At 56.0% G+C, this 13,749-nt stretch carries 13 protein-coding genes; 6 read left to right on the forward strand and 7 right to left on the reverse strand.

All coding sequences use genetic code 11. The annotated features are described in order from the left end of the window. Positions 1 to 68: 68 nt before the first annotated feature. Together FHW75_RS25160 and FHW75_RS25165 are read right to left on the reverse strand one after the other, a co-directional pair. Complete coding sequence (locus tag FHW75_RS25160) at positions 69 to 1,220, reverse strand: OmpP1/FadL family transporter (protein ID WP_183674960.1); 1,152 nt, start codon at positions 1,218 to 1,220, stop codon at positions 69 to 71. Between the two features lie 719 nt (positions 1,221 to 1,939). After that, a complete protein-coding gene (locus tag FHW75_RS25165) occupies positions 1,940 to 2,410 on the reverse strand; it encodes a MarR family winged helix-turn-helix transcriptional regulator (RefSeq protein WP_183674963.1) in 471 nt (156 codons plus the stop codon). Positions 2,411 to 2,852: 442 nt separating this feature from the next. On the opposite strand from FHW75_RS25165, the gene FHW75_RS25170 reads away from it, so the two are divergent. The 3 genes from FHW75_RS25170 to FHW75_RS25180 all read left to right on the forward strand — a co-directional run bounded on the left by FHW75_RS25170 (position 2,853) and on the right by FHW75_RS25180 (position 6,041). After that, complete coding sequence (locus tag FHW75_RS25170; RefSeq protein ID WP_183674966.1) at positions 2,853 to 3,920, forward strand: aromatic ring-hydroxylating dioxygenase subunit alpha; 1,068 nt, start codon at positions 2,853 to 2,855, stop codon at positions 3,918 to 3,920. A gap of 47 nt (positions 3,921 to 3,967) precedes the next feature. Next, positions 3,968 to 5,023: an aromatic ring-hydroxylating dioxygenase subunit alpha gene (locus FHW75_RS25175; protein ID WP_183674969.1), complete on the forward strand. Its 1,056-nt coding sequence runs from the start codon at positions 3,968 to 3,970 to the stop codon at positions 5,021 to 5,023. A 76-nt stretch (positions 5,024 to 5,099) separates the two neighbouring features. Further along, positions 5,100 to 6,041: a PDR/VanB family oxidoreductase gene (locus FHW75_RS25180; RefSeq protein WP_183674972.1), complete on the forward strand. Its 942-nt coding sequence runs from the start codon at positions 5,100 to 5,102 to the stop codon at positions 6,039 to 6,041. Between the two features lie 615 nt (positions 6,042 to 6,656). Here FHW75_RS25180 and mobH read toward each other — a convergent pair. Then, complete coding sequence (mobH, locus tag FHW75_RS25185; protein WP_183674975.1) at positions 6,657 to 8,369, reverse strand: MobH family relaxase; 1,713 nt, start codon at positions 8,367 to 8,369, stop codon at positions 6,657 to 6,659. Positions 8,370 to 8,591: 222 nt separating this feature from the next. Between mobH and FHW75_RS25190 the strand changes: the two genes are divergently transcribed. Both FHW75_RS25190 and FHW75_RS25195 read left to right on the forward strand, forming a co-directional pair. After that, positions 8,592 to 8,786 carry a hypothetical protein gene (locus FHW75_RS25190; protein WP_183674977.1) on the forward strand — a complete coding sequence of 65 codons (195 nt, stop codon included), beginning with the start codon at positions 8,592 to 8,594 and terminating at the stop codon, positions 8,784 to 8,786. 125 nt (positions 8,787 to 8,911) lie between these two features. Beyond that, positions 8,912 to 9,277: a histone-like nucleoid-structuring protein, MvaT/MvaU family gene (locus FHW75_RS25195; RefSeq protein WP_183674980.1), complete on the forward strand. Its 366-nt coding sequence runs from the start codon at positions 8,912 to 8,914 to the stop codon at positions 9,275 to 9,277. 87 nt (positions 9,278 to 9,364) lie between these two features. On the opposite strand, the gene FHW75_RS25200 is transcribed toward FHW75_RS25195, so the two are convergent. From FHW75_RS25200 to FHW75_RS25210, 3 genes are all read right to left on the reverse strand, one after another. After that, positions 9,365 to 10,303, reverse strand: coding sequence for an ArdC family protein (locus FHW75_RS25200; RefSeq protein WP_183674983.1), 939 nt, complete (start codon positions 10,301 to 10,303; stop codon positions 9,365 to 9,367). A gap of 85 nt (positions 10,304 to 10,388) precedes the next feature. Continuing rightward, entirely contained in the window at positions 10,389 to 10,712 is a 324-nt protein-coding gene (locus FHW75_RS25205; RefSeq protein ID WP_232104662.1) for a hypothetical protein, read from the reverse strand. 299 nt (positions 10,713 to 11,011) lie between these two features. Next, on the reverse strand, positions 11,012 to 11,377 hold the full coding sequence (locus FHW75_RS25210) for a DUF3085 domain-containing protein (protein ID WP_183674986.1): 366 nt from the start codon (positions 11,375 to 11,377) through the stop codon (positions 11,012 to 11,014). 465 nt (positions 11,378 to 11,842) lie between these two features. On the opposite strand from FHW75_RS25210, the gene FHW75_RS25215 reads away from it, so the two are divergent. Further along, the gene (locus tag FHW75_RS25215; RefSeq protein ID WP_183674989.1) at positions 11,843 to 12,199 is read left to right on the forward strand and encodes a hypothetical protein; all 357 of its coding nucleotides are present in this window, start codon (positions 11,843 to 11,845) and stop codon (positions 12,197 to 12,199) included. Between the two features lie 4 nt (positions 12,200 to 12,203). Here the strand turns inward: FHW75_RS25215 and FHW75_RS25220 are convergent, their stop codons facing one another. Continuing rightward, the gene (locus FHW75_RS25220) at positions 12,204 to 13,742 is read right to left on the reverse strand and encodes a conjugal transfer protein TraG N-terminal domain-containing protein (RefSeq protein ID WP_183674992.1); all 1,539 of its coding nucleotides are present in this window, start codon (positions 13,740 to 13,742) and stop codon (positions 12,204 to 12,206) included. Positions 13,743 to 13,749: the final 7 nt, after the last annotated feature.

Genomic DNA, 13,749 nt, shown 5'->3' on the forward strand with positions numbered 1-13,749 from the left:
GCTCTCCCTCGGCTGCATTGTCTTACTATACAATGGTGGCTGTATCCCCAAGGCTCCGCATAGATAAGTTAAAATTTCCACCCATAGCCAACAGTCAATGTGTACATATCAGCATCAAGTTTTGTACCTTCGCTTGGGCCTGAGCCATCCAAGGTTGTGCCATAGTCGTACTCGGCAGTGATATTTATCTCTCCATTTTCACTGATTTTCCTAGTGGCGCCCGCTGTCAGTGCTGTGCTGTTAATTCCGACTAACAGGAAGTTTGGGTTAGCATATTTTCCGGTTGTATGGAGTCGGCCATGACTCACCCCTGCTCGGAATTGCCAGTCATTGCTGTAGTTGTATTCGACGCCCAACTTCACAAGGTCTTGGTCTCGCCATCCGAACCCTACTGCAAAGGCGTCCACGTTTGACCAGCTGATATGCTCGTAATCGAGGGCTGCTGTCCATTTCTCATTGAATTTTTGCTTAATGCCCAGGGCATAACTTCCGGGGCTATCAATAGAGCCGCCGGAGCCAGACAGGAGCTCATCCTTATAGCCGGATAGCTCACTCATTTTCATTTTCGGCTTGTAGCTTGCACCAACAGCAAATCCGTTATCAAAACTCCACAAGGCTCCCGCCTTCCAACTGTGACCGTATGCCTTCTCAGTACCGAAGTCTTCGTTTTGACCGCCCGGAAAGGGGCCGGGTAGACCTTGCACATTAAACTTTTGAATGCCGTAGACAAGTGAGAGGCCAAGTGCTAGACCGTTCTCAAATTTGTACGTGATAGTGGGGAGGATGTCGACCTGACTAAGCGTTCCTCGTGCCCGCCGAAGACCAGGAATAGGAAGCACTGGATCGTCGTATTTAAAGCCAACCCCGCTGGCATAGGTGGACACGCCTATTGTGATATTGGGAGTAAGTTGATAGTTGGCTCCAAATTCAGGAATGGGCACAACTATAGAACCGCTGTGTTTGTTTTCGGCAGAACCGAGCTCCAAATCAGCGGATGCGTAGATGATTTGGACATCAGCATCGACCCTATTGCCGACTAGGGCCATGCCAGCCGGATTATTTGCAGCGGCGATTGCATCTTGGGGATATGCGACAGATGCTCCGCCCATCGACTGAGCTTTAGCGCCATAACCGACAAGGTGTGTCCCTTGCGTAGCCCAGCTATTGGAGGAACATGCCGCTGCTGCGACCATCAGGCCGACGATTTTTTTATTATTCATAAAGAGGTACCGAGATCAGGATTCGGTTCTGCAGAGTCGGACGCGTGTCTCGAGCTCCACAATGCACGCGTGCCAATGCTTTGACTTTAGGCCACTAGCAAGAATGCGGTGAACGAGTCGACGTAGTTGCAGTCGGTAATCGTTGCATACCCTAGATTCGGCGTGGCTAGCGCTTGCGGGTTTGGGATGCTGGCGGTATTGGGCGCCGCATTCCCTGCGCACGGCATTACCTGATCGGTGTTAGAAGAACGGCGGTTCTCACCGAAGACGCGTGCTGGAATGACACCCTCAGGCAGTCGCATTTTTGCGTTCTCGCACGCGCTGAGTCGTTTGGAGCTTACCCGCGATATCTCGGGGCGGGAGGTTTTGCTTCTGATCAGTTCTTCCGGGGTGAGTCGAGGGTGATTACCGCGCAGGGCGGGCAGGTGGTCTGAGAGTGTCAATGCAGCATTCATGATGGTAAGCCTCTTATTTTTGTGTAGGCATTCATGCTTTACGGCTATTTGCACGCGGCCCCTAGACAGATTTAGGGGCCTGGTCATGGGCACTTCACCGCATCGATATCTGCAGCTTGCAGTCATCGATTGCTATAGAGATAAACCCAATCTGGTTGAGGTGTCAACAAGGTTGGCGGAGAGGCGCGCATTGTTCGCTGGGCGGTGCAGGTCGTCGCAGAGTGGAGCTGGGTTGCTTACCAGGCGTAGGAGGTCTGGGGTGGTTCACTCCTCAGTGACACCCCCTGCGAAATTGGCATGTGCCACATTTCCGTGCATGCGGCGGAGCAGGTCGAGCAAGGTCTCGACTTCTTTTTTGGAGAGGCCGCCCAGCAGCCGTTTCTCTCGCTCCAGGGCAACGGTGATGATCTGGTCGTGAAGCTCAAAGCCTTTGGCTGTCAGGCTCAGCGTCACGCTTCTGCCGTCGTTCGGATTTACCTTCGTGGCGATATGTTCAGACTTGATGAGCGCCTGAACTGCTCGGCTGACCGCTGCTTTATCCAAGCCGATCACCTGGGCGATTCGGTTCGCGGTGATGTCCTCTTCCACAGCAAGCATCGAGAGCATCCGCCACTCGATTATTCCTACCCCGAACTCCTTACGATAGCAGGCGGAAGCGCCGGCAGACATCTTGTTGTAGATGAATCCTAGTAGACCAGGGACGTAGCGATTCAGGTCGAGACGTGGGGTGTGCATGTGAAGGCCATAGCTCCGGAGGTGACGAAAGGCACGTTTTACCATACCGCATTGCTTTCCCTACCGCTCGGCAATGATTGGAGTTTGACCACGCCACAGCGCTCGTAAACCGTGGCGTGAGCCGTACTCTCACGCTCCGGCTGGGGGATATCGCCAGCAGTCATCGTTCGTCCCAATGCGGCTCAAGCTGGTTGACATATCAACTAGATTGATTATCCTCGGCTCATGGCCCTCGCCGACCTATGGCGGCGCCTCAAACAAGAAGAATGGTGAAAGACATGACCGTGACATCTCTGCTCCAGTCTTCTCTAGGCAATCCCACAAGATTTTCGATGAGGTAAGCCGTCCTTCGTCGCTATCAAGCTATGGGCTTACATACAGCAGGGATCGACAACGTCGTCCGCTGCTTGCGTCACAACGATTACTGTATAAGGAGAATAAAATGTCAGTACAGATCGTCGAACCGAGAGCAGCCGAGCCTGCACCAACCCCGCAGTTCCCTCTTGATCAGTGGTATGTGGCGGGTTTCTCATGGGAGTTGAAAGACAAGCCAATTGGCCGGACATTTCTCAATAAGCCGATTGTCTTGTTCAGAACGCTTGAAGGTGATTTCTGCGCCTTGGAAAACCGCTGCTGCCATCGCGCTCTGCCGCTGTCTGATGGCACGGTGGAGGAGGGGGGAATTCGTTGCGGTTACCATGGCCTTCTTTTTGACGGTACTGGTCGGTGCATCGATATTCCGGGACAAACCAAAATCCCCGGCAAAGCCATAGTCCCTGCGTACCATATCCGTGAACAGGATCAAATTCTGTGGATCTGGTTTGGCAGTTCCAGCGATAGCGAGCCGAGCTTCGAGCCTCCCCAATACGATGTGCACAGCAGCGGTCGCTACCTGTTCGACGGTGATGTCTATCACTACGACGCGCCTTGGCAGTTAGTCCACGACAACTTGATGGATTTGAGCCATCTGGGGTATGTGCACCTTCGAACCATTGGTGGCAATGCCAAAGTTCACATGAATGCCGAGATGAAGGTTGAGGCAGGTGATGAATGGGTGCGGGTAGTCCGCCATATGCCTGGTTCAACTCCACCGCCAACCTACACTGCTGCCTTCCCGTTCAAAGGTGAGGTCGACCGCTGGCAGGAAATTGAATTTCACGTCAACCACCTGCGTATTTGGTCAGGGGCGGCGGACGCAGGAACCTGCGATTTGAATGATCCGAATCGAGGTGGTTTCCACATGAAGGGTTTCCATGGTGTTACCCCTGAGACAGAAACGACCTGCCATTATTTCTGGTCAGTTGCGACAAACCCAGTCCGCGACCCGGAAGAAACGAAGCAGAAAGTTATCGAGCAGTCGAAGATGACCTTTGATGAAGACAAAGTCGTCATCGAGTCGCAGTACAAAAATATGCTCCGGTTCGGTGATAGGCCGATGATCGACATACATGTCGACGTAGGCCCGAATCGTGCCCGTAAAATCGTTGAAAAGCTCAAAGCGCATAGCTGAGCCTCTAAGAATAAACCGGCAATAAGTATAATCAGCTGGAGAATGTCATGTTTTTAAAAAACTCGTGGTATGTCGCTTGCACGCCTGATGAAATTGAAAGCAAGCCTCTCGGAAGGAAAATCTGCGGTGAAAATATTGCCTTCTATCGTGGTAATGAAGGCCAAGTCGCTGCGGTAGAGAACTTCTGCCCCCATCGTGGTGCTCCACTTTCGCTCGGTTATGTGGAAGATGGAAATCTGGTCTGCGGTTATCACGGGCTCGTGATGGGCTGTGATGGTAAAACCGTATCCATGCCCGGGCAGCGGGTGCGTGGCTTCCCATGCATCAAGTCCTACGCTGTCGTTGAGCGGTATGGATTCATTTGGGTGTGGCCAGGTGAGAAAGAGCTTGCCGACCCCGCTTTGATCCATCATCTGGAATGGGCTGAGAGCCCTGATTGGGCGTATGGCGGTGGCCTGTACCACATCAAGTGTGACTACCGCTTGATGATCGACAACCTCATGGACTTGACCCATGAGACGTATGTTCACTCCTCGAGTATCGGCCAGAAGGAGATCGATGAGGCGCTGCCTACCACATCCGTGAACGGCGACGAAGTGATCACGGCGCGACACATGGACAACATTATGGCCCCGCCATTTTGGCGAATGGCATTGCGTGGCAACGATCTCGCTGATGATGTACCTGTAGACCGTTGGCAGATCTGCCGCTTCACACCACCCAGCCACGTCATGATCGAGGTGGGTGTCGCTCACGCTGGAAACGGAGGATATGACGCTCCGGATCACCTCAAGGCTTCGAGTATCGTGGTCGATTTCATTACGCCAGAAACGGAAACCTCTCACTGGTACTTCTGGGGCATGGCCCGGAAATTCAAGCCTGACGACTTGGCGCTGACCGACACTATCCGTGAAGGGCAAGGGAAAATCTTTGGTGAAGACCTCGACATGCTTGAGCAGCAGCAAAGTAACTTGCTGACCTACCCTGAACGTGGCCTTCTTAAGCTGAACATTGATTCTGGTGGTGTGCAGTCGCGTCGAGTGCTTGATCGGCTGCTCGCAGATGAGCACCAGTTGATCGCCAAAGAGAGTTCAGTCGCTTAGTAATAAAGCTGACAAATAATAAAAATGCTATTGCTCCAGGGGCGGTGAAAGCTGCTCCTGAAGCCGGAGGTGTATTATGCTGGCCGTGCAAATTAAATCGATCAATCGTGAAGCCCGCGATGTTGTAAGCCTGGAGTTTGTTGCGGCTGATGGAGTACAGCTCCCGCATTTTGAAGCCGGATCACACATCGATGTCCATCTTCCTAACGGTTTGATCCGTCAGTATTCGCTGTGTAACGCCCCCCATGAGCGTGATCGTTATGTGGTTGGTGTGTTGCTCGATCCGAATTCTCGCGGCGGCTCAAAAGCCGTGCATGAACTGCTAGAGGGGGCGGAAATCAAAATCGGCGAGCCTCGGAATTTTTTCCCCCTCGTCGAAGCAAAAGGACGGTCGCTGCTTTTCGCTGGAGGCATCGGTATCACCCCTATCCTCTGCATGGCGGAAAGCCTGCAGAAGGTTGGTGCGAATTTTGAGCTCCACTATTGCTCGCGGTCGAGGGAGCAGGCAGCATTTGTAGGGCGAATCGAACAAGCTCCTTTCGCAGGACATGCAAGCTTCCACTTTGACGATGAGAAGGCAGCCGATATTCCGAGCCTGCTCAGCTCGCCCGGTGCAGAGGATCATCTATATGTCTGTGGGCCTTCAGGGTTTATGGACTTTGTCCTCAAGACTGCAGAAGCCCAGGGGTGGGCGGCAGGCCAACTGCACCGCGAGTATTTCAGTGTCGAGCCGAAATCTGATGCGGACAATGGTTCCTTTGAGGTGCAGATTGCCAGCACCGGCCAAATAATCACGGTCGGAGCAGAAACCACGGCTGCTGAAGCATTGATAGCTGTCGGTGTAGATATCCCTCTCTCCTGCGAACAAGGCATCTGCGGCACTTGCGTCACGCGTGTGCTGGACGGGGTGCCTGAGCATCGCGACATGTACCTTACCGAGGACGAGCAGAAAGCGAATGATGTATTCACTCCTTGCTGCTCTCGCGCAAAAACGGCTCGGTTAGTCCTGGATATTTAAGGCTTATGTCAGTGTAGAAATGTTCATTCTGGCTCCTTGGTAGCGGGTACCGCATCATCCCTCATGGATGCGGTTTGGGCAGTGATGGTGCGTGCATCACTGCTCTTTTTTTGCGGTTCGTTTAGGGCTTGGCGGCAAATCAGGCGAGGGGAGGCCGCCATTCTTGAGCGCAGTAGCCGTTTATGAGGGCGTGGAACCGGCGGCGGATTCAGTATTCGTTATGGATTCGCCGTTAGACGGCCTGACTAAGTCGCGTCACGTTCAAATCAGCGCTTCGGGCACCCGCTGTCCGGAGCAACATTTGCCGGCACGACTGGAGAACAAAGTAAGTTGAGTTCGCCGGCGTCAGCTCTCGAACCGCATCGGACTCAAGTGTCGTACAAGCGGTCATAGCGCTTTCGTCCTGCCAGGTGCGTAACCGCTGCCAAATGGTCAATCAACCCATGACACGCTGAATGATCTCTGGTGACAATCGATGTCGGGCAGCACACAGACACCCATGACCGGTTACAGCCTTAATCGGCTACCAAAACTAAGTGATGACCGGCTCCTTCTGGCCGATTTTTGCCCCTCGCGACAGGCCGTTTGGGTCGAAAGCTGCCCTTCGAGGCTGGTTTACCTGATCAATGCGAGGTATGGGTTGTCTACCGGATGCTCACTGGTAAGTCCTGCTGTTCGTAGCATCAGGTAGCCATTCAAAACACTACTTTTGCGAGGACCTCTCACCGCGCAGGTCCAAATATTTTGCCCATTAGCTCGTTTCTGATGAATGCCGAGCCTCTCAAAATCACGTTGAATCCGCCGCCAATGTTCTTTATGGGCGGCTCCGTCAGCTTGCTTTAGATGCTCGGCGGCAAATCGCTGGAATATGCCCGGCGTGACTAGGAAAAATGTTCCGTCCACGGTGTGGACCTTGGCTTTGCTGTCATTGACCACTAAGCGACGAGTATGGATTCCGTCTCGCAGCCACTCGAGGAAGGCCAGCCCCTCGGCATCCATGTGTGGCGTAGTGGTGGACTGCAGGCTTCCCGCGCTTGGTCCAGTGTCGACCTCGCTCGGCTCTTGCAGCATGTCCATCAAATCGTCGAGATAGTCAAAATCCTGGTTCGGGTGCTCGGGTACGGGCTGTTCTTCTTCCTGCGTTGGTTGCGGTCGATCCAAAGCCGACTCGCAAGTTTCACCGGCCGGCAGAGGATGCTCCGTCATCGGCTCAACAGTTCCTTTAAAGCAGTCTGGCCGGGGTTCATCAGCCCATATCAGGCTCGGCTGCAGACGGAGAAAGGTAAAGCGATGTTGCCAGTCATCGTCTGTTACGTTGGCATTCCATACCGCTTTGCCCTCAGGTGTCGCGTCCACTAATCCGTGTGATTGCAGTTCATCGAACAAGGCGATGTTGGAGGAGGGAATACCGTCCACCGATTGAGCCAGCAGGTAAGCACGTAGTTTGTCGGTCGCGGTTTTGCTGACCAGCCACAGATGGTTCGCGGTGAGCCAGCCGGCAGCGCCAGGCTGGTTGAGCTTGAACTCGTTTTTGACTAGGTGACGGAGGCCCGCAAGTAGGTGATGCTGCAGCGAGTGTTTGGGGGCTTGCAGTGCCTTTATCGGGTTGGCCCCGATGTTTTGTGCCGTGGACACCCGGTCTGCTTGCAGCACCAACTCTCCGAGGGTGCCGGCGTGCTCGTAGTGGTCGGCCAGCAAGGACAGCAATTGCCCCCACAAGGCAGGGTAACTGCTGAGCCAGTCGAGCAGGGCGGGGGGCAGGATCTGCGTATACAACAGCCCTGCGGCGGCGCCGTGTAGCTGGTAATCCCGGTCGGGGTGGTAGCGGAAGCGGTAAGGCTGGTTCAGGGGGCCGTGCCAGGGGTGCCAGCGTTCACCATTTTGGCACTCCACCTGGAGATCGACGGCGATTTTACCAACGTCATGGAGCAGGGCGCCGTAGGCAATCGCGGCGCTCCAGGCATCAGCCTGCGCGGCTTGGTCTTCCGGTGCGGCACCACTGGGGAGGAGGTAGGACTGGCGCAACTTCAGGCTGCACGCTACCAGCTCCAAACCGTGGTCGAGCATGCCACCTGGATAGGCATGGTGATGGCTCTCACTGGCCGGTAGTTGCTGTACATAGGTGGCGTAGCGACGAATCGGTTCGAGGTAGAGTTGTTCGAACTGTAGCGGGGAGAGGGCCGTGTATTGCCAGATGCGCTCGAGCAGCCTTTTCCGGTGGCTGACAGCGAGCAGTGATTCCGCCGACAGTGGTTGATGAAAACCCTCGGCGGCGGGAGTGGTCTCTTCGGGAAGGCCTTTTTGAGGTTTGAACCACCAGCGTTTCATCGCAGTACCTGCCTTGCGTTCAAAAGGTCCTTTTGCCTTTTCGGATAAGCCTCTTACCCTTGCGCCCCTTCCATTGACACCATTACCCTTTACCGCCTTGACCTTTTTCGCGAGTGCGATAATCCGAAGTCTGGCGCGTCGGGTTAGCCGGCCGATCGGCATAGCCGCCCCTTTCGAGTGGGGGTAGACTGCTCGGCATCATGTTTCTGATCTGGGGCGCTGATGACGCTGAGTGATGCTGTATTGATCGTGCTGCTGGCGGACCGAATTCATGGCACTGATGCTGCCATTCGGTCTGCCGCCAAGCGCTGTGCGAAAAAGTTGCCGCGCAGCCAGCGCGAGATCTTGTTCAAGATTGGCAACAGCGCGGCGCCTCGCGAAGTGGTGGCGCACCTCTGCCAGAACTTGGCTGATTGATCTGTCACAAAACTTTGTAATGAACCAACACGAAAACGCATCTTAAACTGAGAATAAATACTCGGAAGTTGGGTGTGGCTCAGTTACTATACCTTCACGTGTCTCATACTCAGGAAAGATTTCTCATGTCCAAACTTGCCGAATTCAAAGCACTGGAAGCGCAGCTGGCCGCACAACTTCAACAGCTGGATGCGATGAAAAACGATTCCGGCCTGAAGCAGGAAATCGAGTTTGAACAGAAGCTCAAGGCCTTGCTGGAAGAGTACGGCATGAGCCTGCGTCAGGTGATCACCATTCTGGACCCGTCCAAAGGCGTGAGCGTGAGTGCCGCTAGCGCGTCGAGCGCGGCTCAGCGCAAGCCGCGCGAGGTCAAGCGCTACAAGAACCCGCACAGCGGCGAGGTCGTGGAAACCAAGGGTGGCAATCACAAGATCCTCAAGCAGTGGAAGCAGGAACACGGCTCGGATACCGTCGAGAGCTGGCTGGAGTAATCGACTGCGCATTCGCAACTGCCGATACACGGCGCTGCAGGCAAAACAAAGGCCCCAAATCGGGGCCTTTTTGCTGGTTGAGGGAATTCACGCTGTGAGTCGCTTCGGCGCTTCTGTGGTGCGGTCGGCCTGCAGGGCTAGCAAGAATTCCGAAGCCTCACGGGCCTGGCCACTGGCGCGGAAGATCGCACGCTTGTCCTCCTTGAGGATCTTCAGCCAGGAGGCCAAGTACTCCTCGTGGCGCAACTCGCCCTGTGTGGCGGTCAGCGCGCAAAGAAACGCTGCACCCATTTCCGCGACCAGTTCCTCGAAGGCATAGGCTGCGGAGCCGAACGCGTGCCCGCCGGTGATGCCATCGCGGTTCAGGCGCGATCGATGACCCGACCAGTGAGTCAGCTCATGCAGGGCCGTCGCGTAGTAGCTGCCAACGTCCTCGAATTGAGCCTTGGTGGGCAGTTGGATGCGATCGCGCAGCGGCTGATAGAACGCGCTGTCGCCATAGCAATGCTCGATCTGCGCGCCGCTGGCCAGCAGCAACTGCTCGGCCGGGGCATGGTCAATAAAGGCGAGCGGCTCGGCGTGCTCGGTGGGGCCTGGCTCCTCGTCAGGCAAGCCTTCGGTCTGCTCGATGTTGAACAGGCAGTGCGTGCGCAAGAGGGCGAACTGCACCATCTTGATATTGCCTTGGTCATCGCGAACGGCCTGGCCGTCCTCGTCGTGCGCCTCCTTGCTCATGGGTTTGTACAGCACCGCGAGGGTGGATTGCTCGCCCTTGCGGACATGGCCGCCAGCTTTGCGTGCCTGGTTGAAGGTCAGCCAGCGATCCTGGGTGAAACCTCGCAGGCGCGCCTCGGCCCACAGCAGAGGAATGTTGATCCCGGCGTAGGGGCGTCTGGTGATGGCGTTGATGGGGAAAGGGGAGTCAGCATTTGAACCGGTGGTGGTCCAGGGCTTGATCCAGGGGATCACGCCTTGGCTCAAGGCGCTGACGATCTTGTTGGTGACATCCAGATAGACATCTGACATGGCGTTCTCCGGGTGTGTAGGGGGAACGCTGCCCAGCCGGGAAGGGTTCCCGGTGGGGTAGTCAGGCAGTAGCGGTGCTACAGGGTTAGAGGGCGGCGATATCGACTACGGTCTCGCCGGATAGCCGGATGAGCAGAAAAGCCGGGCCGCTGTGTGGCGTGATGCGAGCCAACTGAAGCTGCGGCAGGTGAGCAGAGACTGAAGTGCCGTTGCGCCGCGAGCGGCCGAGTTGCAGCTCAACGGGGCAGTGTGAGGTAGAAGGTGTCGAGGTCAGCACACTGTTGAGCAGGTCTGCCAAGCGCAGAGCTGACTGGCCTATGGGTTCCTCGCCTGTGGCAGGTTCAATGAACTGCTGCCAAACGCCTGGGCTCAGCACCACCGCATCGGAAAAGCGCTTCATCCTGGACATTGGGACCTCCGCGTAGCTGATCCCGAGACACCTCATGTGAGGTTTGTGCATAGATCTGCTCAATCCGAGCAAGGCATTGAGCAGGGTGCGTCCATGTATTAAACCGCGCTTGGACGTGAGGTCAATCTCCGATCTCTACCTCATATAGAGGGCTCTATCCAGGGAGTTCCAGCGAAGACTTCCGTCCTTGGACTCCTGACAAACGGCGATCTTCAACCGACTGAAGATGGATGCGAGAGGCGCGCAGAGAGGCCCGGTTAAGGTGCCGCTCTGGGTACGCCTGGAGCTCGCTTCTGCGTTCAAGACTTGCCTGCCGGATCAACCTCGGCGGCCAGGTACAGGTGGGTGGAGGTGGCCTCTACCACCAACGATCCTGCAGTGCCGCGAAGGCTGGCGAGGACAGGATCATCGATGTCGAAGTACTCGGCAAAATCATCGCCGCCGAATTCATCGCGGGCGCGATTCCACCAGGTGTCGAAGTTGTCGACGTTGGGGTTGTAGCCAGTGGCATAGGCCACGCGTTTACGGCCACCACCATCCGGTTTGCTTTCGCCGATCTCGGACATGAGGTAAACACCGTGGTCCTTCACCAGTATCAGTCTGCAACCATTGATACCGGCCTCGGCCAATACGGCGTGAAGTTCAGTGCCTGTGAAACGCAGCATGATGAGATCCTCCAAAGGGTGCGGAGGAACGTCATCCCGTGTGGGAGAGTTCCCAGCACTGGAATGGATGTGAGTAAGGTGCAACGAAGACGCAGGTTCAATGAACCCGGGGGATTAGAAAGCGTTCATCACCGGGGATCGGTGACCATGCGAGCTGCCGAACGCGAATCGCATTTCGGGGTAACCATCACATGCGTGACGTAGCCTCAAAGGTTATGGCTACCTGGGGTGCTGGAAAACCAGCGATTGCACACTTGGTTTACCAAGCGATCCGGCACTGCGTCAACGGCGCTTTTGGGCAAAGGGAATATCCCCTATCCAATGAGCGCCACCGGCGATGACCCGCGTTGTCCAAGTGATCAACGGTCATGGAATTCAGCGACAGAGGAGTAAGCTAAAGCTTGGATCCAAATTAGCGGTAGCGGCTGGACCGCGTGCGCGGTGATAGGTAAGGGAGGCAATCAAATGTCGACTCAAGCATCCTCAGCTTCTGGCAGCACCGGTATCGGCAAGCATCTTATTCGCGCTGCGGTTGGTGCTGGTCGAGTGGTGAACAGATTCGAATCCATGGTTTTGAACTCCCGCGTTTTGGCCGCCGTGCCGTTCAAATATCGCAAAATTGGATTTCAGGTAGTTAAGTTGATCCTGATGCTCGTCGTTGGTTCAGTTGCGATATCTCTCGCGCTCGGGATGCTTGCTTTATGGACCATTGCCGCGCTGCCAATCAGTAGTGAGAGAGAGCCCCGGATGCATGAAATGAGCCACCCTCGACATCACCTTAGATTCCCAGAAATGTACGACGATAACGGGGCCCCCAGGTGATTGGTTACTTCAGTCTGCGGGCACCGGACATGACCTGTGAAGATCCCTTCTCTGCTTGTACCTGAGCACCTTCTGTTCCCCGGGTGAGGAGCGTTTGCATACCGCTGCCCACGTTGTATCCCGCCCAACTCATGATGCCGAGGAAAAACATCGGCAGCACTACGAACATTGCACCCATCACGTACTCGATCACCTGTGCGGTGACTGTTCCATCCATGAATCCTGCTGTTGGCAACGACAACAGTGCTTGGTCTGTGGCAGAAACTTGGTTGTACAGGGTTTCGAGTATGCTCGAGTCTATCCAGCGCGCGAGCTCCCACCAGAAGGTGAGCATGTGCAGCGTGAACAGCGCGAATGTGATCGTCATGAGCGCTTTGAGCTGGCAAGTGCTGATCAGCAGTACCAGCGGCAGACTGATGATCGTGCCCATGATCAGAAAGGCTTGAACCATTGGCAATGCCGCGCGCAGCGCATTCATCGCCGGGAAGTGACTGAACGAGCCCAGTGCGAGACCGGTGTTGGTGGCTAGGTTGTTCAGCCCTTGCGTCAGCGAACCGCCGCGGGCGCTGCTGCCGTAGTCCTGGAACACCTGCCCAGGTGCCATGCTCAATGACTGCTGCCGTGGGCTCACCAGCTCGCGCAAGGTGGCGTCTTCGACCTCCGTAGAGGTGCGCCCCGTCAGCCAGCCCCGTAGCTGCGATAGCAGTGATGGATCAACCTCGGCCACCAAGCGATCGCGCAGTCCGATCGTGCCGTCGCTCCACCACTGCTTGCAGGTGGGGTAGCCGGCGCCGTTGTCGAGCTGAGGCAGTGAGGTGTCCCGGGTCTCATCATAGGGCCACTCGACACGGGGCGTTCGCGAGCGGTCGGTATCGTAGTAGCCCGGTGTGTTGAGTAGGTACGTCGAGCCAATCCAGGACGCGTCGTAGCTCTTCGATTCATCCAGCTCGGGACGATTGGTGAACAGCCGCGAGCGCGAAAAGCCGTAGCAGTCTCGGGTGAAGTCGGCGACTTCCTGCAGCAGCACTTGGTCATTGATGCGCGAGCTGTCGATCTCCATGCGCATTGCACGGATGTCGGGCGCGCAGGGAATCGACGCGGTCGCGGCGGCGGTGATGCCTTTGCTCATTGCATGCACGAGAAACCACCACACCGGCACATTCGCTGACTTCTCGCCGATGGTGTTGAAGGTCGTATCCCAGGCCGTGTCGGCAGGCCTGGCCATTGAGACCCCACAGCGCTGGCTCGCGGCATCGTCGAAAGTCACGGATGAAAGGCTCAACGGGAAGAACGGCATGCACCCGAACAGAATGACCAGGTAGCTCATCCACAGCCGGTTCTCGACGCGAGGGATCGACAGCAGGCCCTTGTTGCCTTCGTCAGCACCCTGCTGGCGGGCCGACAGCCATTCCTGCAGGATCACCGCACCGAAGGGAGCGGCGAACAGCCCGGTGTCCACCAGCGTGTTCCAGATGCCGTTGTTGATGATCCAGGCCAGCAGCGACAGGTAGTACTCAAGGTAGCTGTTGGTGCTCATGTTCATGGCCGCA

Source organism: Pseudomonas sp. OG7 (genome assembly GCF_014192825.1).
GTDB lineage: Bacteria > Pseudomonadota > Gammaproteobacteria > Pseudomonadales > Pseudomonadaceae > Aquipseudomonas > Aquipseudomonas monteilii.